This is a genomic window from Providencia sp. PROV003 (assembly GCF_045040775.1).
GTDB classification, from domain to species: domain Bacteria; phylum Pseudomonadota; class Gammaproteobacteria; order Enterobacterales; family Enterobacteriaceae; genus Providencia; species Providencia huashanensis.
Genome location: NZ_CP096369.1, coordinates 4,402,783 through 4,422,612, shown reverse-complemented (window position 1 = coordinate 4,422,612; position 19,830 = coordinate 4,402,783). Strand labels below are relative to the sequence as shown.

Here is a 19,830-nt window from a genome sequence, read left to right as displayed (position 1 = left end):
CAGTAACTAGAAAAGTTATCTGACGAGAGCTATAACAGTATCGCTTGAAACAATAGGATCAACAGACATCATCACGCTCAATGAGGTTATAGCTACGATTGAGAAGATGAATAATTTTCTAGCCCAAACACGGTCGTCATTTTCGGTTTTAAAACCGGAAATAGCCATACCGAGCCACCACAGGCTAACTGCTGCACCTACGATTAAATACTTATAGCCCGCATATCCACTGATAGCTAACATTAGTGTTGCGACCATGAATGCTAGGATATATAGGAAAATATGTGTCTTAGCGACAGATATCCCCTTGATAACCGGTAACACAGGAATGTTTGCGGCTTTATAATCCTTGAAGCGGAAAATAGCAATGGCATAAGAGTGAGGCATCTGCCACAAGCTGAAAATTAATAGCAGGATCAATGCACCTGTATCAAATTCATTTGTGACAGCGCAGTAGCCGATAACTGGTGGTGCTGCACCAGATAGACTACCAATCAACGTGCCATAAACTGATTTACGTTTCATATAGAGGCTATAAACGCCTACATAAACAATGAAACCGATAACTGCAAGTAGCATTGCCAAAGCATTGGCTGCTACAAGTAGTAGCAGCATACCCGCAATACCTAATACAGTTGCGTAAATCAGGCTAACTTTCGGGTCAATCAGCCCTTTAACTAACGGGCGATTCTTTGTTCTTTCCATGATACGGTCGATATCACGGTCGATGTAGTTGTTAAAAACACAACCAGAAGCCACGACCAGTGATACACCCAGCAAAGTCGCAACGAACAGCGGGTAATCTATCGAGCCTTTAGAGGCTAATAAAAAACCGCCGATCACAGAAATCAAGTTTCCGAATATAATTCCTGGTTTGGTCACTTGCAGGTATTGCTTAAACATATCGGCAACTCTTTAGTCGAGCATCATATTGATGTTCAGGTTGTACATAATCCACAGCGAGCCGACAACAACAATGCCGACAATTAGCATGGTGAACAGAAATGCAACCAGGTTCCAACGCTCATCTGATGAGGTATTCATATGTAAGAAACATACTAAGTGAACCAGTATTTGCACAACTGCCATGCCAACAACAGTCCAGAGGATTGTTGATGTTGACGCCGTGCCTTCCATCACCATCCAGAACGGAATGACGGTCAGGATAACTGATAGAATAAAGCCAATCAGGTATGTTTTAACGCTACCGTGGCTTGCTCCAGTGTGAGCATCTTTTGCATGACTCATTTAAATAGCCCCCAGAAGATAAACAACGGTAAATACACAAATCCAAACCACGTCTAAGAAGTGCCAGAACAGGCTTAGACAATTCAAACGTGTTTTGTTTACATCAGTCAGTCCACGACGAGTAACTTGGATCATCATGATAATAATCCAAATGAGACCCGCAGTTACGTGTAAACCATGCGTTGCAACTAGTGCAAAGAAGCCAGATAAGAAACCGCTACGGTCAGGACCAAAACCTTCAGCAATCAGCTCATGGAATTCATAAACTTCCATGATAACGAAGCCAAGGCCTAACAAAAACGTTGCAAACAGCCATAAGTTAACGGCAGCAATCTTACCTTTATGCATCGCAATCATTGCGAAGCCGTAAGTGATACTACTTACTAAGAGTAAGAAAGTTTCGCCTAATACGAACTTCAGACTGAAGATATCTTTACCAGCTGGACCGCCAGCAGTTCCATCGGCCAAAACAACATAGGTAGCAAACAAACAAGCAAACAGAATCAAGTCGCTCATGATATAGAGCCAGAAACCGAATACTTTTGTTCCACCTGCATCGTGGTGCCCATGCTCAGCATGGGCGATATTTTGGTTAGTCATTGTATTAGTTGACATCGTTCACACCTGCCTTACGTAATTCTTCAAAGTGCTTATTCTCGATTTCTTCGATTTCAGCCACAGGTACGTAGTAATCAACATCTTCGTCGAAGCTTTTTGCAATCCAAGTTACGATCATTCCACCGAAACCAATGATTGCCATCCACCAGATGTGCCAAATCATTGCGAAACCTAAAATCAAGCTAAATGCGGCGATAATAACGCCTGCGCCTGTATTTTTCGGCATATGAATTTCTTCATATGAAGTTGGTTTCTTATGAGCAAGACCTTTTTCTTTTAGATCCCACCAAGCATCACGAGTTTGAACATGTGGCTCAATCGCGAAGTTATAGAATGGTGGTGGAGAAGAGGTTGCCCACTCAAGAGTACGTCCACCCCATGGGTCACCAGTTAGATCACGGTTTTCATGGCGGTCACGGATACTCACAATGATTTGGATAACTTGACATGCAATACCGAGTGCGATTAAAGCAGCACCGCCTGCGGCAACGACTAACATTGTATGATAAGTCGGGTCAATATTCTGGCTTAAGCGACGGGTCATACCCATAAAGCCCAGAATGTATAACGGCATAAAGGCTAAGAAGAAACCGATGATCCAGAACCAGAAGGCACGAACACCCCATTTCTCATTCAGCGTGAAGCCGTAAGCTTTCGGGAACCAGTAAGTCATACCTGCGAAGCACCCGAATACTACACCACCAATGATAACGTTATGGAAGTGGGCAATCAGGAATAAGCTGTTGTGCAGAACGAAGTTTGCACCAGGTACGGCTAACAGAACGCCGGTCATACCACCTACAGAGAAGGTGATGATGAAACCGATAGTCCACAGCATTGGAGATTTATATTCGATACGGCCTTGGTACATAGTAAACAGCCAGTTGAAGATCTTAACCCCTGTTGGGATTGCGATAATCATCGTGGCGATACCGAAGAAGGCGTTAACGTTCGCGCCTGAACCCATCGTAAAGAAGTGGTGCAACCAAACGATAAAGGACATAACGGTGATAACGATTGTTGCCCAAACTAATGAGGTATAACCGAATAAACGTTTTTTCGAGAAAGTTGCTGCAACTTCAGAGAATACACCGAACACAGGCAGAACAAGGATATACACCTCAGGGTGACCCCATGCCCAAATCAGGTTGATGTACATCATCATGTTGCCGCCCATATCGTTGGTGAAGAAATGGGTACCTAAATAACGGTCTAACGTCAGAAGAGTCAGCGTCACAGTTAAGATAGGGAATGCAGCAACAATCAATACGTTAGTACATAACGCAGCCCAGCTGAATACAGGCATTTTCATCATCGACATACCCGGCGTACGCATACGGATAATAGTTGCGATGAAGTTAACCCCTGTTAATAGTGTACCAATACCGGATATCTGGAGACTCCAGAGCCAATAATCGACCCCGACCCCCGGATTGTACTCCAAGCCAGATAGTGGCGGATAAGCTAACCAACCTGTTTGTGCGAATTCACCTACCCCTAAAGAGATGTTGATAAGAACAACACCGACTACAAAGAACCAGAAGCTCAATGAGTTAAGGAATGGGAAGGCAACGTCGCGTGCACCAATTTGCAGAGGTACAACGAGGTTCATCAGACCGACAACAAATGGAGTTGCCATGAAGAAAATCATGATAACGCCGTGTGCGGTAAAGATTTGGTCATAGTGATGAGGGTTTAAGAAGCCCTCTTGGCCAGCAGAAGCAAGTACTTGCTGACCCCGCATCATAATCGCATCCGCAAAGCCACGGAACAACATGACCATAGCGACAATGATGTACATGACACCAATTTTTTTATGGTCAACAGAAGTCAACCATTCTTTCCACAACCATTTCCACTTACCAAAGTATGTAATCGCACCGACCAGTGCGAGTCCACCAAGGACAATACCAATCAGTGTGACAACGATAATTGGCTCATGGAGCGGAACTGCATCTAGTGTTAATTTTCCGAACATGCCCTTATTCCTCAGCGCCTGCTGCATGAGCACTGTGGCTCATTTGCATTGAATTGCCTGTAGTTTCTTTATGATCAGTCATTGAATGACCTTCATTTTCTACAGGAGCGTGACCTTTATGGTGCTCATGACCAAACTTCAGAACGATATCTTCATAAAGTTTAGGTTTCACGCTTGAGAAGTAGGTAACAGGAACGTTCATGCTTGGCTTAGCGACTTCGTCGAACGCCTGCATGGTATCCATTGTTTTAGGAGAAGCTTTTACCTTTTGTACCCACTCATCAAAACCTTGGCGGTCAGGAGTTGCAATAGCATTAAACTTCATATCAGAGAAGCCATGGCCACTATAGCTTGCAGAGAAGCCTTTATAAGTACCTGGTTCATTAGCGATTAAGTGAAGCTTAGTTTGCATACCCGCCATCGCGTAGATTTGGCCACCTAATGATGGAATGAAGAAAGAGTTCATCACCGAATCTGACGTGATTTTGAAGTTGACTGGCACACCCGTAGGGAATGCAATTTCGTTAACTGTAGCAATACCTTGCTCTGGATAAATAAATATCCATTTCCAGTCAGCCGAAATAACTTCGATTGTGACAGGTTCCTGATCACTAACTAATGGCTGATATGGGTCCAGCTCATGTGTTGTTTTCCAAGTAATAGTACCTAGAATAATGATAATGATGATAGGAACAGTCCAGCAGACTAACTCTATTTTATTTGAGTGAGCCCAGTTTGGACGGTACGTAGCTGACTTGTTGGATTCACGATATTTCATAGCGAAGATGATCGTCATGAAAATAACAGGAATAACAACAAGAAGCATTAAGCCAATTGCAATAAGAATTAGCTCTTTTTGTTTAACGCCAACGGCGCCTTTTGGATCCATCAACACCATATCGCACCCACCTAATAATAAGGCAGCTACAACGAGTGAGATTGCTCCGATACTTTTTTTGTAGTTCATAAGTCTCATCCACGACCCCAAATGACAAAGATTCTAATTGTCGTTTCATCAGTGCGGGCATTTTACGGTAAGGTTATGCGAGTGTAAATGATTGTAAGGCAAAGAAACGGAATTGTTAGCTCTTTATGTTAATATGATCACATGTAAAGAACTTATAAAGAAAAAGTTAAAATTGATACGTATTATAAGTATATATTGATAAAAGCCCGCTAATACTAAATTATCTTAGTAATTATTCAAAGAAAAATATATACAAAAGAAGCATAAAATCAAGCGAACTGATATGAATGATAAGTAAAATGCTAAGGGAAGTTACGGTTTTTATTGCTGATAAAACCATTTTTATGGTTTTATCAGCAAAACAGTAAAGAAAAATTATTACTTTACTGATAAAAAAAGAAAAATAATTAAATGCTAATGCAATTTTCTGGAGCGCGTTAGAATGTATACTTTAATGTATAAATGATTGCATCTTGGTAAAAAGTATCCCCTAACTTATTGTCAGCATAGCGATATTGCACACCCGCAGATAAGTGCTTGGTTGCATTCCACCAAAAAGCGACCGCCCCATTTATGCCATCGCGTTTGCCACCGTTATAGCGTTTATTTCTTGCAAATTCCATTTCGTGCCAGTTGGTGATCATAAAGTTTTCTTCTAACACGTTGAAATTATAACCGGCAACCCAACCTGCGACATAGCCATTATTTCCGGAATAGAATGTTTGGTCTGTATAATTCAATGCGATAAACGGTTTAAACCACAAGTCACCAAATGCGGTGTTATAACCGATACCATATAGCGTATTGACGTCATGGAAGTTGCCACCATATTTAGCTCCCGGCAATGACCAAGTTCCATAAACATGACCATACAAATTAAAACCCGTATCACCTAAATAGTAACGACCAGTTGTTTTAATGGTATAGCGGCGATTACGTCCGGAATCGGTGTGCTGAGAGTGGAACGGGTTTTCTAGATCAAAAAAACCATATAATTCACCCCAATTAAAATTAGCTCCTCCCTCTAATTCAATATAAGCAAAGTCTTTTTTACGCGTAGTCGTTTCTGTTTTTGTTTCAGTACGATGTGACCAATCTAAATAGTTTACATTGATATCAGCAAAGCCATTTTGATAGCCAATAAAATCGTCAGAATATGCCGTTCCGGCTATAGATGCTAAGGTTGCTATGCAAATGATTTTTTTCATAATAGATTATTTTCGTTTAATGATTAATAAGGTTGGGTTGTACGCTATCTGTTAACGCATTAGACAGTCAGCCTTTAACTTGTGATATATTAGTCTTTAAAATTGCAATTAAGAAATATATTTCAGTGTTATGGTGATCGTAATCACGATATTGAGTTGGATTTAGTTAAATTTGCTATTTGGGTCTAATTTAATCAACAGATCAGATTCCCTAAACTAATAAGTTCTATTTAGGGAATTGATTTAATGGATGAGGGGGGATTTAATGAAGGACTAGGATTGAGACGTTTTACGGACAGCTAGAAAATCTAAGCTACCACCTATAATTAAACTGATAGCGCCAATACTAATACCTGTATTAAATATTAGATTTTGATAACTAGGGAGAGCCAACCAAAACTCAATTTGTGTTGTAAATAAATACAGTTTCATGCCACTAAATGAGAACACAAGTAGCGAAAGCAGCCAAATAGATAGAAAACTGACCGCAGTAATTAGAGCATATACGGCAAAGCGATAACCTTTGGCATATAACTCACGGCGCTGAAATAAGCCTGTAGTCTGTGTGTAAACCAAAGAGGTTCGGCAAGCTAATAATAGTAAAACCCCAGGAACAGCCACACCAATTGAAATTAGGTAGAAAAGCGGCCAGCCATAATTACTGACAAAAATACTAGCAATTGGCCCAATATATACACGCCCTACAGCAGAAAGCGCTGAAAGCAGTGCAAATTGCGTTGCTGACAATGATTTATTACACAATGTCATTAACAGGGCAACAAATGCAGCTGTTCCCATACCAGAGAAAATATTTTCAAGAAAAATAATTGAACCCATGGTGAGAATGTGTGGAGGTGTGATTGCTAAAAACCAATACCCTATATTTGACCCGCCTTGCAGTAACCCAAAAAGAAACAGAGCCTTAAATAAGCTCATGTTTTTCATTAGGTACCCACCTAAAAGCGCCCCAATAATGGTTGCTGCCATCCCAACCGTTTTATTGACAGTGCCAACCTCACTTAAGCTAAAGCCTAATGCATTCAATAAAAAGTTAGTATTCAACGCCATTACAAAGGCATCGCCGAGTTTATAAAACACTAACAGTAATAAAATCAGCCAAGCATTGTTGCGGCTAAAGAATTCAGCTAAGGGTTCGTAGATGGCTTTTTTTAGGGATGTGGGAGGAGCAGTATCTTCTTCAGGTTCTTTGGCTAGCAGTGTTGCGATAACACCAATGACCATTAACCCTGCCATCAGTAGGTAGAGTTGTTTCCAGGTTAAAAACTTATCGGCTAACCAAAGTGCAAGCCCACCAGAAACGAGCATGCTGATCCGATAGCCCATCACAGAGGTCGCAGCGCCAATTCCACGTTCTTCTGCACTGAGTAAATCGGTTTTATATGCGTCAAAAACAATATCTTGGGAGGCAGAGCAAAATGCAACAGTGACAGCTAACGCAGCAAGATACCATAAGTGTTCAGAAGGGTTCATGAAACCCATCGCGGCAATACTGATAATTAACAAAATCTGAGTTGTTAATAACCACCCACGGCGTCGGCCGAGGAATGGCGGGGTATAGCGATCCATCATAGGGGACCACAGAAACTTCAATACATAAGCTTGACCGACTAATGAAAAGAAACCAATGGTTCTGATATCAACATTTTCAACAGTTAACCAAGCCTGTAAAGTACCCGCAGTAAGTGCTAAAGGCAGCCCTGAGACAAAGCCTAAAAGAATTAAAGTAATATTATTGGGTAGTGTAAAACGAGGCATAATCCCCTCTAGGCCTAATGTTATATTGCTGCAATACATTGACTGGGGAGACATTGCACTGCGGAGCTAGTCGCCGCGCTAGGCTACCCAAGTCATGGTGATTAAAACTTGGATAGCTTAATACGTTATAGTGTAGATTGCCCGATTAATAGCGTGAATTCTGTCTGATAAAATCGGTGATTTCTTGGTCTGTAGCCATATCTGCAATTAAATCAGCTAATGCACTATTGATAGCAGTTTCTATTTTGGCATTACTCGCAGCCAACAATTCTTGCGTATTAAAGTTGCGTGTGAATGAACGCGTTTTGGTCGAACCATTCGGTGCTGTAGCTATAATACTAACGCTAGAGTTGACGGTAATATTGTGGCGTAAACTGCCTTCAGCAACTTTAGTCTCTAATTTATTCAATTGAACCACTAAATTCACATTTGCAGGCGATGTCACCATGAAGCCGCGCGCTGCCATTTGTTTTTCTACTGCTTCTTGCATGAGGTAACGCGGGTCACGCGATGGGTTAAGCACGACTAAGCTACCATTACGATTCACTTCTGCTAAGGACTTATTAGTGCGGTTATCAACACTACTGACACTAATCGATGTTGCATTTAATGTCGGGTTTTTAGCAGGTAAAGCAATTTTCGGTTCAAGTGATAGCGTGTTGCTGCTAGTTGCACATCCAGCGAGCAGGAACAACGCAACAAGTGGAAAACACAGTTTTTTTAACATAATTTTTCCCAGTTCATCTTTCCTAATTGAAAATGTTTCGTTATGGTGCGGGTAGCCGTTATACAATATAGAATGTTGTGGTTTATTTTCCCTGAACGGTTAGACAACATTTTTTAAAAAAATTCGCACTAACGTATCGCTATCATAACATTGCCAAATCATAATCGGGTATTTCTATAATAAGAAGACAACATTAATTAAGATGTGCAATATAGTTTACTGAACTTACCAATACTAGAGAGAATCACAATTTAAGGAGTATTTTATGGTCGCTAATGCATCGCAAAGTATGCAAGATCGAGTGAGCCAAAAATTACAAACTGCTTTTGAACCTTCACATTTAGATGTGATCAACGAAAGTCATCAACACAATGTATTACCGGGTTCAGAAAGCCATTTTAAGGTAGTTTTAGTCAGCGATAAATTTGAGAATAAACGAATGCTTGCTCGTCATCGTGAAATTTATGCTATTTTAGCCGATGAATTAGCGGGGGGCATCCATGCTCTTGCTTTGCACACTTATACACAAAAAGAATGGGATGAGCTTGCCAATACGGCATTAAAATCGCCAGCCTGTCGTGGTGTTGGTGGAGTAAACCGGTAATTTTTAGTTTCAGTTAATAGACTGAAACTATTCTTTTGATAATTTATCATTCCTATGATGGGTTTGATGAGTATTTTTTCTTCAAATTTTGAAGGGAAATAAAAAATTTAGTCAGAAAAGTCACAAATAAAGAGGAAAAATCGCTTCTTTTCTCAGCTTTTCTCGACTCAGGGCGCATGCATCGGTATAATGCTGCGTCTAATTTTCAGTAAGGTTTCGGGACGCTTCTGATATCAGGGATGACCGTTATGAAAGTAACGCCCCCGGTTCTGGAAGGGAGACAGCCAATATGATTTAATGGCATAACTCTGGAGTAGACCGATCACTAAGATTTATTTTGAGGTAAGAAGATGCAAGTTTCTGTTGAAACGACTCAAGGCCTTGGGCGTCGTGTAACAATCACCGTTCCTGCCACTGATATTGAAAAAGCAGTAAATAGCGAGCTAGTCAGCGTTGCTAAAAAAGTGCGTATTGATGGTTTCCGTAAAGGGAAAGTACCAATGAACATTGTTAAACAACGTTACGGTGCGTCAGTTATGCAAGACGTTCTGGGCGATGTTATGCAACGCAACTTCATTAACGCTATTATTGAGCAAAAAATCAACCCAGCGGGTGCGCCTAGTTACAAACCAGAGCAACTCGAAGACGGTAAAGATTTTGTCTATTCAGTTGAATTCGAAGTTTACCCAGAAATCGAATTAACAGGTTTAGAAACGATTGAAGTTGAAAAACCGGCTGTATCTGTAAAAGATGAAGATCTGGAAAGCATGTTAGAAACTCTGCGTAAGCAACAAGCGGAGTGGAAAGAAGTTGAAGCAGCAGCAGAAGCTGATTCTCGTATCACTATCAACTTCACTGGTTCTATCGATGGTGAAGAGTTTGAAGGTGGTAAAGCAGAAGACTTCGCATTAGTTATGGGTGAAGGTCGCATGATCCCAGGCTTTGAAGAAGGCGTTGTTGGCCACAAAGCTGGCGAAGAGTTTGAGATTGAAGTTAACTTCCCTGAAGATTACCACGCTGAAAACCTGAAAGGTAAAGCAGCAAAATTTGCTATCGTTCTGAAGAAAGTAGAACAGCGCGAATTACCTGAATTCACTGAAGAATTCATTAAGCGTTTCGGTATCGCTGATGGTTCTTTAGATGGTCTGCGTGCAGAAGTGCGTAAAAACATGGAACGTGAACTGAAAAATGCAGTTCGTAACCGTGTGAAGGCTCAAGTATTAGAAGGTCTGATCAAAGCTAATGACATCGAAGTTCCAGCAGCGGTTGTTGATGGTGAAATCGATGTTCTGCGTCGCCAAGCTGCACAGCGTTTTGGTGGTGATGAAAAACAAGCGATGGAATTACCACGTGAACTGTTCGAAGAACAAGCTAAACGTCGCGTTGTTATCGGCCTGCTGTTAGGCGAAGTGATCAACAAAAATGAGCTGAAAGCTGACGAAGATCGCGTTAAAGCGCTAATCGAAGAGATGGCATCTGCATACGAAGATCCAGCTGAAGTTATCGAATACTATAGCAAAAACGAAGAGTTAATGAACAGCGTTCGTAACTTAGCTTTAGAAGAACAAGCCGTTGAAACTGTACTGGCGGTTGCTAAAGTGACAGAAAAAGAAACTAACTTTACTGAGCTGATGAACCAAGTTCAAGCTGGTTAATTTTTTTCTTGCTGTAGAAAATAAAAAACCCGTAGTGTGTTACTGCGGGTTTTTTGTCAATTAAAGCCGTTAAATTAACACTTTTGTGAATTTAGCTAGGTTAGCCTTGAAAATCACATTTAAACCCTAATTATATTATCTATACTTCAAGTAGCATGAATGTGCTCACTATACTTCAAGCTGTAATGTGGTTGATTATGTTTATACATACTAGTTACATACAAATGTGCACTCTAAGAGGCTGATTGGCTTGTGGTCTAGCTACCACGTGAATGATTTAGAGTATAGTTTTTGATTTGCGAAAAGCTTTAATTGAGATTTGAATTATTTTAAATAGCTTAACATTGAAGAAAGTGCTGATATCAGCCTAACGGGTTATTTCGCAAATTTTGAAAATCAGGTAAGGTTTTCTAATGGGATAATCCGTGTAACCTAATTAACTTGTGTTAAACTATTTTCAACAGCGTCTTGTTTACTGCAGCATATTTAGCTGCATTTTCTTCTTAATTTTTATCTGTGACGCGGTTAAATTTTAGCTAAACTAAAAATAAGAAGATCGCAACAGGTTGCAGGCACGGTCTTTTTTTAAGGCAGATGTTTTAAAGACAGTTGTTTGTGGCACGATCTCTGCTCTATATAGCGGACAGAAAGCAAATTAGGCGCAAGCACCAGAACGTTTTTAATAGGAGATTTCGATGTCACATTTTGGCAGTCAGGAACAATTAGCATCCCAAATGGCACTTGTGCCAATGGTCGTAGAGCAAACCTCCCGTGGTGAGCGCTCATATGATATTTACTCACGTCTATTAAAAGAACGGATTATCTTCCTGACAGGTCAAGTGGAAGACCATATGGCGAACTTAATCGTCGCTCAAATGTTATTTCTTGAAGCAGAAAACCCTGAAAAAGATATTCATCTGTATATTAATTCACCTGGTGGTGTGATTACAGCAGGAATGTCAATTTATGACACAATGCAATTTATCAAGCCTGATGTGAGTACTATTTGTATGGGGCAAGCATGTTCCATGGGGGCTTTCTTATTGACAGCAGGTACGAAAGGTAAACGTTTTTGTTTACCTAACTCACGAGTCATGATCCACCAACCATTGGGTGGCTACCAAGGCCAAGCGACAGATATTGAAATTCATGCTCAAGAAATCCTCAAAGTGAAAGCACGTATGAATGAGCTAATGGCTCAACATACTGGGAAATCTATTGAAGAAATTAACCGTGACACGGAGCGTGACCGTTTCTTATCGGCTAATGAAGCAAAAGAATATGGTTTAGTCGACCAAATTTATAGTAGCCGTTAATGGGTCAACTTTTGGTATAATTAGTTTATACCATAAACTATTTTAAGAAATTGCGGCTTTGTTTTTAGCTTTAATTAAGAAAAACAAAGTGGTATAGATAAAAGTGAGGTCAACTGATGACAGAGAAACGCAAAGAGGGGACAGGCAAACTGCTTTACTGTTCTTTCTGCGGAAAAAGTCAGCATGAAGTTCGTAAGCTGATTGCCGGTCCGTCAGTCTATATTTGTGATGAATGTGTAGATTTATGTCTCGACATCATCCGTGAAGAGATCAAGGAACTTGCACCGCATCGCGAGCGTAGTGAATTGCCGACTCCACATGAAATTAGGCAACATCTTGATGACTATGTTATTGGCCAAGAAAAGGCAAAAAAAGTCTTAGCTGTTGCGGTATATAATCACTACAAGCGCCTACGTAATGGCGATAAAACCAGTGATGGTGTTGAACTAGGTAAAAGTAACATTTTGCTTATAGGGCCAACAGGTAGCGGTAAAACTCTCTTAGCTGAGACATTAGCTCGTTACTTGGATGTACCGTTTACAATGGCTGATGCAACAACATTAACTGAAGCTGGTTATGTTGGTGAAGACGTTGAAAACATCATTCAAAAGCTTTTGCAAAAATGTGACTATGATGTTGAAAAAGCACAGCGTGGAATTGTATATATAGATGAAATTGATAAAATTTCACGTAAATCAGATAACCCATCAATTACTCGTGATGTTTCCGGTGAAGGTGTGCAGCAAGCGTTACTGAAACTTATTGAAGGGACGGTTGCGGCGGTACCACCACAAGGTGGTCGTAAGCACCCTCAACAAGAGTTTTTGCAAGTTGATACATCAAAAATCCTGTTTATCTGTGGTGGTGCATTTGCCGGTTTAGACAAAGTCATTGGGCAACGTTTAAACACGCGTTCTGGTATTGGCTTTGCTGCGGAAGTTAAAGGTGAATCAGAGAAAGCAACGGAAGGTGAATTGCTGACTCAAGCAGAGCCAGAAGACTTAATTAAGTTTGGCTTAATTCCTGAATTTATTGGCCGTCTGCCAGTTGTTGCAACGCTGACAGAACTAAGCGAAGAAGCATTAATTCAGATTCTGCAAGAACCAAAAAATGCCTTAACCAAGCAATACCAAGCGTTATTTAGCCTTGAAGGGACTGAACTCGAGTTTCGTGAAGAAGCATTAAAGGCAATTGCGAAAAAAGCAATGGCACGTAAAACGGGTGCACGTGGTTTACGTTCTATTGTTGAAGCGGCATTGCTGAATACTATGTATGACCTTCCTTCAATGAGTGATGTTGAGAAAGTTGTTGTCGATGAAAATGTAATTAACGAACAGTCTGAACCTTTGTTGATTTACAGTAAACCTGAGGCTCAAGCTTCTGGCGATAACTAATCCTTAATAAACGTTCAATAATTAATCAAACAAAATGAGGGGTTTCCCTCATTTTGTTTTTTATGTTCAACTAGCTATTGAATGCTAAAATCTTGTCCCCATATAGTTTATATTCTGAGGTGTGGTTTCCTTGTTTTAGAAAGTAATTTTAGAATAAGAAACAGAAACCCTTAAACTAGCGTGAGCTAAACGAAGAGAGAGCTTTATGAATCCTGAGCGTTCCGAACGCATTGAAATACCAGTATTGCCTCTGCGTGATGTAGTGGTATACCCACATATGGTGATCCCACTGTTTGTTGGACGTGAAAAATCCATTCACAGTCTGGAAGCAGCGATGGATCATGACAAGCAAGTGATGCTGGTTGCGCAAAAAGAAGCCTCGACTGATGAGCCAGGGGTGAATGATTTATTTGCTGTAGGTACTGTTGCATCCGTTATTCAGATGCTGAAACTACCTGATGGCACCGTTAAAGTCCTCGTTGAAGGGCTAAAACGCGCACGTATTACGAGCTTGACTGATAATGGCGAATATTTCTTAGCACAAGCGGAATATTTAGCCCCAGAACAAGATACACAAGCTGAAAACGTAGTTTATGACGAAACAACCGCGGGCTCTCAGTCATCAAGTGTACTTGATGAAAAAGAAAACGAAGTTTTATATCGTACTATTGTTAGTCAGTTTGAAAGCTACATAAAACTAAATAAGAAAATACCACCTGAAGTACTAACGGCATTGCATGCGATAGAGCAAGATCAGCTAGATAAACTAGCGGATACCATTGCGTCTCACATGCCATTGAAATTAGCTGATAAGCAGCGTGTTTTGGAAATGGCAAATATTGCTGAACGCGTTGAATTCTTGATGGCAATGATGGAATCAGAAACTGAATTGCTGCAAGTAGAAAAACGTATCCGCAATCGCGTTAAAAAACAGATGGAAAAAAGCCAGCGTGAGTACTATCTGAATGAGCAAATGAAAGCTATTCAGAAAGAGCTTGGTGAAATGGACGATGCGCCAGACGAGTATGAATCGCTAAAACGTAAGATTGAAGAAGCGAAAATGCCAAAAGAGGCACAAGAAAAAGCCGAAGCTGAGTTGCAGAAGCTGAAAATGATGTCTCCGATGTCTGCAGAAGCTACAGTTGTTCGTAGCTATATTGATTGGATGGTACAAGTACCATGGAATAAGCGTAGTAAAGTTAAAAAAGATTTAGTTAAAGCGCAAGAAGTGCTAGATACCGATCACTACGGCTTAGAGCGCGTGAAAGATCGGATTTTAGAATATCTGGCAGTACAGAGCCGTGTTAGCAAAATTAAAGGGCCAATTCTTTGCTTAGTTGGGCCTCCGGGCGTTGGTAAAACGTCATTGGGCCAATCCATTGCGAAGGCAACAGGCCGTCAGTACACTCGCATGGCTTTAGGTGGGGTACGTGATGAAGCAGAAATTCGTGGTCACCGCCGTACTTATATTGGTTCTATGCCGGGCAAACTTATCCAAAAAATGGCTAAAGTTGGGGTGAAAAACCCGCTATTCCTATTGGATGAAATTGACAAGATGTCATCTGACATGCGTGGCGACCCTGCTTCTGCATTGTTAGAGGTCCTTGATCCAGAACAAAATATTGCATTTAATGATCACTATTTAGAAGTCGATTATGATCTGTCCGATGTTATGTTTGTTGCGACGTCTAACTCGATGAATATTCCGGCGCCATTATTAGACCGTATGGAAGTTATTCGTCTTTCTGGTTATACAGAAGATGAAAAACTGAACATAGCGAAAAAACATCTATTGTCTAAGCAAATAGAACGTAATGCTTTGAAAAAGGGTGAGCTTACTATTGATGATAGCGCCCTAATGAGCATCATTCGTTACTATACTCGCGAAGCTGGTGTACGTGGTTTAGAGCGTGAAATTTCAAAACTGTGCCGTAAGGCAGTTAAAGCTTTATTAATGGATAAAAAGCTTAAGCATATTGAAATTAATGCAGACAACCTGAAAGACTATCTGGGCGTTCGTCGCTTTGATTATGGCCAAGCGGATACTGAAAACCGTGTAGGGCAAGTTACTGGTCTTGCTTGGACTGAGGTTGGTGGTGACTTACTTACCATTGAGACCGCCTGTGTTCCAGGTAAAGGTAAGTTAACTTATACCGGTTCTTTAGGTGAAGTGATGCAAGAATCTATCCAAACGGCATTAACCGTAGTTAGAGCTCGTGCAGAAAAATTGGGTATTAATAGCGATTTTTATGAAAAACGCGATATTCATGTCCATGTTCCTGAAGGCGCGACACCGAAAGATGGTCCAAGTGCGGGGATTGCCATGTCAACGGCATTGGTATCTTGCTTAACGGGTAATCCTGTTAGAGCAGACGTGGCTATGACAGGGGAAATTACATTAAGAGGGTTAGTTTTCCCAATCGGTGGCTTAAAAGAGAAACTATTGGCGGCACACCGTGGAGGGATTAAAACCGTATTAATCCCTAAAGAAAACGAACGTGATTTAGAAGAAATTCCTCAAAATGTGATCGCTGATCTGGAAATTCATCCAGTAAAAACTATTGAAGAAGTGCTTTCTTTGGCTTTAGTTAACCCTCCATTTGGGGCTGAAGTTGTAAAAAATAAAGCTAAAAGAGTGAGCTGAATCAAGAAGTTTGTATAAAATTAAGGCTGATAGCTAATTTAGGGCTTGTCAGCCTTTTTTTTCATAGCTACTTTAGCGATGATTCTGATAATTGTTTGTATGTAATCTGTTCTCTTGCCATTGGTAATCAGGATTGATATAACGACTGCATCATTAATTAACTATACTAATAACCGTTAGAGTTAATTAAGAGATTTATAGTCCAACTAATATGGGGATGATAAGAGTGAATAAAGCTCAACTGATTGATCAAATCGCTTCTGATGCGAATATTTCTAAAGCTGCAGCAGGTCGTGTTGTTGACGCGTTCGTCGCTACTGTAACGGGCTCTCTTAGTAAAGGGGACGATGTTGCTCTAGTTGGCTTTGGTACTTTTTCTGTTCGTGAGCGTGCAGCACGTACAGGCCGTAACCCTCAAACGGGTAAAGAAATTAAAATCGCTGCGGCGAAAGTTCCAGCTTTCCGTCCAGGCAAGGGTCTTAAAGACGCTGTTAATAGCTAATTAGGTATTTAAGTTTGTCTTTCTTGCATTTTTGCGAAAACTCAAACTGACGGAATGTCTTTAATCAGCTAATATATAAGCGCACCATGTAAATGGTGCGCTTTTTTTTCTTTCTGAGTTAAGATTAGCGTATTATCAGGAAATTGAATTCAACAAAGCGGAGTTAAGCCTTTTTATGATGGAAAATTTACGCACAAAGGCAAATAGTCCTTTGCTCAAAATAATACTAGCGCTGATAATCCTTTCATTTGTGTTAGGTGGCGTTATGATGGGCGGCATCGGAGGCAATAGTGCAAATAATGCAGCCGAAGTTAACGGTCAGCCAATTAGCAGGGAACAGTTGCAGCAGGCCTTTCAGCAGGAACGTCAGTCATTGCAAGAATATCTGGGAGATAAATTCTCAGAAGTGGCTAGTAACGAAGAAAGCATGAATTTGCTGCGCCGCCAAGCACTTGATAACTTGATTAACAATGAATTGATTAATCAATATGCTAATGAACTAAACCTGTCAGCAAGCGATCAGCAAATTGAGCAATCTATATTCTCAATGCAAATTTTCCAAACAGATGGTCGATTTGATAGCGAAAAGTACCGTGAGATTTTACAGCGTTACAATATCAATGCAGATAGCTTTGCAGCACAAATTCGCCAAGACCTTACACGCGCACAGTTAGGTAAAACCTTTACCGGTACAGATTTTGCTTTGCCATCTGAGGTTAAAGCATATGCACAACTGTATATGCAAGAACGTGAAATTCGTACGGCAACGTTACCTTTAGCTGATGTTCAAGGTAAACAAACCGTTTCAGACGATGAATTAAAAGCTTATTACGATGCTAACCAAGATAGCTTTATTTCACCTGAAAAAGTGAAAGTAAGCTATGTTGAAATGGATGCGGCATCTATGCCAGCAGCAACAGTATCTGATGAAGATGTGAAAGCATATTATGAGCAAAACCTGAAAAACTATACTCAGGCTGAGCAAAAACAATATAGTATGATCCAAGTAGCTTCAGAAAAAGAAGCAAATGATATCCTAAATGAACTAAAAGCAGGGGCTGATTTTGCTGCCATTGTAGCTGAAAAGTCGACGGATATATTCAGCGCTAAACAAAAAGGTCTTATTGGTTGGATGGAAGCATCATCAACACCAAGTGAGATTGCTGATGCAAAATTAACTGAGAAAGGCCAACTTTCTGCCCCAATCAAGTCACAAAATAACTATATTATTTTCCGCTTAGATGATATTAAGCCAGAATTAACTAAGCCTTTTGAACAAGTTAAAGAAAGTATCAAAAACAGTTTACTGCAAGATAAAAACATCAAACAGTTCTATGACTTACAACAAAAGGTTAGTGAAGCAGCAACAAATGATATGGAATCATTAGTTTCAGTTGAATCTGTTTCAGGTTTGAAATCAATCACAACGGATTGGTTTGACCGCAATAATCCTCCGGCGGCACTTAACTTCCCGAAAGTGATTAACGAGGTATTTAGTGATCGCTTAGTTGATAAAAATGGTTCTAAAGGTATTAACTCAGACGTTATTAACGTAGAAGGTGACCGTGCATTTGTTGTACGTGTTACAGAGTATAAGCCTGAAAACATTGAACCTTTTGACACTGTTAAGCCTGAAATAGAAGCTTTAGTTAAACGTCAAAAAGCAGAAGCAGAACTTAAAGCAACGAGTGAGAAACTACTGGCTGAGCTGAAAGCAGGTAAAGGCGAAGAAGCTCTGAATGCAGCAGGCATTAAATTTACGGATGTTCAAACAGTTTCACGTTTGATGCCACAGACTGCGATTATCAATGCATCAATGGAAATGGCTGAACCGGCTGAAGGTAAACCAAACTATGCCATTGCACGTGATGAATCTGATAATTATGTGATTATTCAGTTAGATAAAGTCACTTTAGGCCAACCAACGGAAGATGAGTTAAAACAGCTGTCACGTGAATACCAAGGGGCGATGAGCTCTGCGGTTAACGAAGCTCTGATGCTTAACTTACGTGAAAATGCAAAAATTGAAGTGTTGAATATGGAATAATTGCGAGAAGCTTCGCAATTTAATTTGCAACATTATAAATGAAAGGTCACCTTTGGGTGGCCTTTCGCATTTAAATAACCCTCTGAAAGCTTTCATTGTTTTTCTTTGGCATTGTTACTCCTCAACACACACAGGAGAATCATTATGTTATGGAATACAGTGATGAAACATGGGGCTAATACCGTACTTCTTCTTTCTCTATTAGGGGCTTTTACTTCTTTTTCTTTAGCGAAAAAGATTGAAGCGGAAAAAACCACAACAGCACTTGTGCAAAAAAAAGCGTCAAATGAAAACTCACAACTCATATCTTCAGAGCAATCAGACAAAGTCAATATTAATTCAGCAAGTGTAGATGAGCTAGCACAAAAGCTTAGTGGCATCGGCAAGCAAAAAGCGAAAGCAATTGTTGAATATAGGCAAAAGTATGGGGCTTTTAATTCAATTGAAAATATTCTAGAAGTTCAGGGGATAGGGCCTGCATTTTTAGAGAAAAATAAAGATAAAATTGTACTGTAGTTGAATATTCCCCATACATTGTGGTTCATTCAACTGTATGGGGATACCATTTTAATGGTGGGTAATTGAGCTGTAATATTAATTTATTGTAAATAATTTGGGAGCTAGATCTTATTTCTGGTATTCATTCAGCATATTTTCCGTACATTTGTTATTTTTATGTTATCTAAAATTAAACTGGTCGGAGTAGTTAGAATGACAACACATGTCAAGATCCATGGTTACCATATTGATGTTTTCCAACATGTTAATAATGCACGTTATTTGGAATTTTACGAAGCAGACCGTTGGGAATGGATGAATAAGCGTAATTTCATTAATTGGGCGATAAAAAATAATCTAACTATGGCTGCGGTGAATATTAACGTAAATTATATCCAAGGAGTACTGTTAGGTGATGAGCTTACTGTTGTAACGCGTATGGATAAAATAGGCTCTAAGAGTGCGGTGTGCTATCAGCAAATTATCCGTAATAACGCGGGGGGATCAGAAGTGGTATCTGACGCCTATGTTACGTTTGTTTTTATCGATAATATAACTAATAAAGCCATTGTTATAGATGATGAGTTACGTGAAAAACTAGCATTGTTCAAATCAGGGACTGATGATTTCATTCAGAACTAGCCTACC

17 protein-coding genes are annotated in these 19,830 nt (G+C 40.1%); 9 read left to right on the top strand and 8 right to left on the bottom strand.

Features of this window, described 5'->3' with window-relative positions; genetic code table 11:
* Positions 1 to 15: 15 nt before the first annotated feature.
* The 8 genes from cyoE to M1F14_RS20245 form a co-directional block, all read right to left on the bottom strand.
* A complete protein-coding gene (gene cyoE, locus M1F14_RS20280; protein WP_042846922.1) occupies positions 16 to 903 on the bottom strand; it encodes a heme o synthase in 888 nt (295 codons plus the stop codon).
* A 12-nt stretch (positions 904 to 915) separates the two neighbouring features.
* Positions 916 to 1,248 (bottom strand): cytochrome o ubiquinol oxidase subunit IV, encoded by a 333-nt coding sequence (locus M1F14_RS20275; RefSeq protein ID WP_042846921.1) that lies wholly within the window; start codon positions 1,246 to 1,248, stop codon positions 916 to 918.
* A complete protein-coding gene (locus M1F14_RS20270; RefSeq protein WP_042846920.1) occupies positions 1,249 to 1,863 on the bottom strand; it encodes a cytochrome o ubiquinol oxidase subunit III in 615 nt (204 codons plus the stop codon). It lies immediately after the preceding gene.
* Positions 1,853 to 3,844 (bottom strand): cytochrome o ubiquinol oxidase subunit I, encoded by a 1,992-nt coding sequence (cyoB, locus tag M1F14_RS20265; RefSeq protein WP_042846919.1) that lies wholly within the window; start codon positions 3,842 to 3,844, stop codon positions 1,853 to 1,855. The genes M1F14_RS20270 and cyoB overlap by 11 nt, the downstream gene beginning before the upstream one ends.
* 4 nt (positions 3,845 to 3,848) lie before the next feature.
* On the bottom strand, positions 3,849 to 4,820 hold the full coding sequence (gene cyoA / locus M1F14_RS20260; RefSeq protein ID WP_042846918.1) for a cytochrome o ubiquinol oxidase subunit II: 972 nt from the start codon (positions 4,818 to 4,820) through the stop codon (positions 3,849 to 3,851).
* A 428-nt stretch (positions 4,821 to 5,248) separates the two neighbouring features.
* Positions 5,249 to 6,019 carry an outer membrane protein OmpK gene (locus M1F14_RS20255; RefSeq protein WP_042846916.1) on the bottom strand — a complete coding sequence of 257 codons (771 nt, stop codon included), beginning with the start codon at positions 6,017 to 6,019 and terminating at the stop codon, positions 5,249 to 5,251.
* A gap of 273 nt (positions 6,020 to 6,292) precedes the next feature.
* Entirely contained in the window at positions 6,293 to 7,795 is a 1,503-nt protein-coding gene (ampG, locus tag M1F14_RS20250) for a muropeptide MFS transporter AmpG (protein ID WP_042846915.1), read from the bottom strand.
* Positions 7,796 to 7,940: 145 nt separating this feature from the next.
* Entirely contained in the window at positions 7,941 to 8,522 is a 582-nt protein-coding gene (locus tag M1F14_RS20245) for a YajG family lipoprotein (RefSeq protein ID WP_042846912.1), read from the bottom strand.
* Between the two features lie 265 nt (positions 8,523 to 8,787).
* On the opposite strand from M1F14_RS20245, the gene bolA reads away from it, so the two are divergent.
* The 9 genes from bolA to M1F14_RS20200 all read left to right on the top strand — a co-directional run bounded on the left by bolA (position 8,788) and on the right by M1F14_RS20200 (position 19,824).
* A complete protein-coding gene (gene bolA / locus M1F14_RS20240) occupies positions 8,788 to 9,126 on the top strand; it encodes a transcriptional regulator BolA (RefSeq protein WP_071547712.1) in 339 nt (112 codons plus the stop codon).
* Between the two features lie 350 nt (positions 9,127 to 9,476).
* A complete protein-coding gene (gene tig, locus M1F14_RS20235) occupies positions 9,477 to 10,781 on the top strand; it encodes a trigger factor (protein WP_042846908.1) in 1,305 nt (434 codons plus the stop codon).
* 695 nt (positions 10,782 to 11,476) lie between these two features.
* Complete coding sequence (gene clpP / locus M1F14_RS20230; RefSeq protein ID WP_042846907.1) at positions 11,477 to 12,097, top strand: ATP-dependent Clp endopeptidase proteolytic subunit ClpP; 621 nt, start codon at positions 11,477 to 11,479, stop codon at positions 12,095 to 12,097.
* Between the two features lie 116 nt (positions 12,098 to 12,213).
* Positions 12,214 to 13,491, top strand: coding sequence for an ATP-dependent protease ATP-binding subunit ClpX (clpX, locus tag M1F14_RS20225; protein ID WP_042846906.1), 1,278 nt, complete (start codon positions 12,214 to 12,216; stop codon positions 13,489 to 13,491).
* Between the two features lie 205 nt (positions 13,492 to 13,696).
* Positions 13,697 to 16,135 (top strand): endopeptidase La, encoded by a 2,439-nt coding sequence (gene lon / locus M1F14_RS20220; RefSeq protein WP_042846905.1) that lies wholly within the window; start codon positions 13,697 to 13,699, stop codon positions 16,133 to 16,135.
* Positions 16,136 to 16,361: 226 nt separating this feature from the next.
* Positions 16,362 to 16,637, top strand: coding sequence for a nucleoid-associated protein HU-beta (gene hupB, locus M1F14_RS20215; RefSeq protein ID WP_004914513.1), 276 nt, complete (start codon positions 16,362 to 16,364; stop codon positions 16,635 to 16,637).
* Positions 16,638 to 16,812: 175 nt separating this feature from the next.
* A complete protein-coding gene (gene ppiD / locus M1F14_RS20210; RefSeq protein ID WP_042846904.1) occupies positions 16,813 to 18,684 on the top strand; it encodes a peptidylprolyl isomerase in 1,872 nt (623 codons plus the stop codon).
* A 144-nt stretch (positions 18,685 to 18,828) separates the two neighbouring features.
* The gene (locus M1F14_RS20205) at positions 18,829 to 19,200 is read left to right on the top strand and encodes a helix-hairpin-helix domain-containing protein (RefSeq protein ID WP_042846902.1); all 372 of its coding nucleotides are present in this window, start codon (positions 18,829 to 18,831) and stop codon (positions 19,198 to 19,200) included.
* A 195-nt stretch (positions 19,201 to 19,395) separates the two neighbouring features.
* Positions 19,396 to 19,824 (top strand): thioesterase family protein, encoded by a 429-nt coding sequence (locus tag M1F14_RS20200; protein WP_071547715.1) that lies wholly within the window; start codon positions 19,396 to 19,398, stop codon positions 19,822 to 19,824.
* The last annotated feature ends 6 nt before the right edge of the window (positions 19,825 to 19,830 follow it).

Bases quoted from the DNA above. Each gene is read 5' to 3' on its own strand.
- M1F14_RS20255 (WP_042846916.1), bottom strand. From the start codon at position 6,019: ATGAAAAAAATCATTTGCATAGCAACCTTAGCATCTATAGCCGGAACG.
- cyoB (WP_042846919.1), bottom strand. From the start codon at position 3,844: ATGTTCGGAAAATTAACACTAGATGCAGTTCCGCTCCATGAGCCAATT.
- M1F14_RS20245 (WP_042846912.1), bottom strand. From the start codon at position 8,522: ATGTTAAAAAAACTGTGTTTTCCACTTGTTGCGTTGTTCCTGCTCGCT.
- lon (WP_042846905.1), top strand. From the start codon at position 13,697: ATGAATCCTGAGCGTTCCGAACGCATTGAAATACCAGTATTGCCTCTG.
- cyoA (WP_042846918.1), bottom strand. From the start codon at position 4,820: ATGAGACTTATGAACTACAAAAAAAGTATCGGAGCAATCTCACTCGTT.
- clpX (WP_042846906.1), top strand. From the start codon at position 12,214: ATGACAGAGAAACGCAAAGAGGGGACAGGCAAACTGCTTTACTGTTCT.
- M1F14_RS20200 (WP_071547715.1), top strand. From the start codon at position 19,396: ATGACAACACATGTCAAGATCCATGGTTACCATATTGATGTTTTCCAA.
- ppiD (WP_042846904.1), top strand. From the start codon at position 16,813: ATGATGGAAAATTTACGCACAAAGGCAAATAGTCCTTTGCTCAAAATA.
- clpP (WP_042846907.1), top strand. From the start codon at position 11,477: ATGTCACATTTTGGCAGTCAGGAACAATTAGCATCCCAAATGGCACTT.
- cyoE (WP_042846922.1), bottom strand. From the start codon at position 903: ATGTTTAAGCAATACCTGCAAGTGACCAAACCAGGAATTATATTCGGA.
- bolA (WP_071547712.1), top strand. From the start codon at position 8,788: ATGGTCGCTAATGCATCGCAAAGTATGCAAGATCGAGTGAGCCAAAAA.
- M1F14_RS20205 (WP_042846902.1), top strand. From the start codon at position 18,829: ATGTTATGGAATACAGTGATGAAACATGGGGCTAATACCGTACTTCTT.
- tig (WP_042846908.1), top strand. From the start codon at position 9,477: ATGCAAGTTTCTGTTGAAACGACTCAAGGCCTTGGGCGTCGTGTAACA.
- M1F14_RS20275 (WP_042846921.1), bottom strand. From the start codon at position 1,248: ATGAGTCATGCAAAAGATGCTCACACTGGAGCAAGCCACGGTAGCGTT.
- ampG (WP_042846915.1), bottom strand. From the start codon at position 7,795: ATGCCTCGTTTTACACTACCCAATAATATTACTTTAATTCTTTTAGGC.
- M1F14_RS20270 (WP_042846920.1), bottom strand. From the start codon at position 1,863: ATGTCAACTAATACAATGACTAACCAAAATATCGCCCATGCTGAGCAT.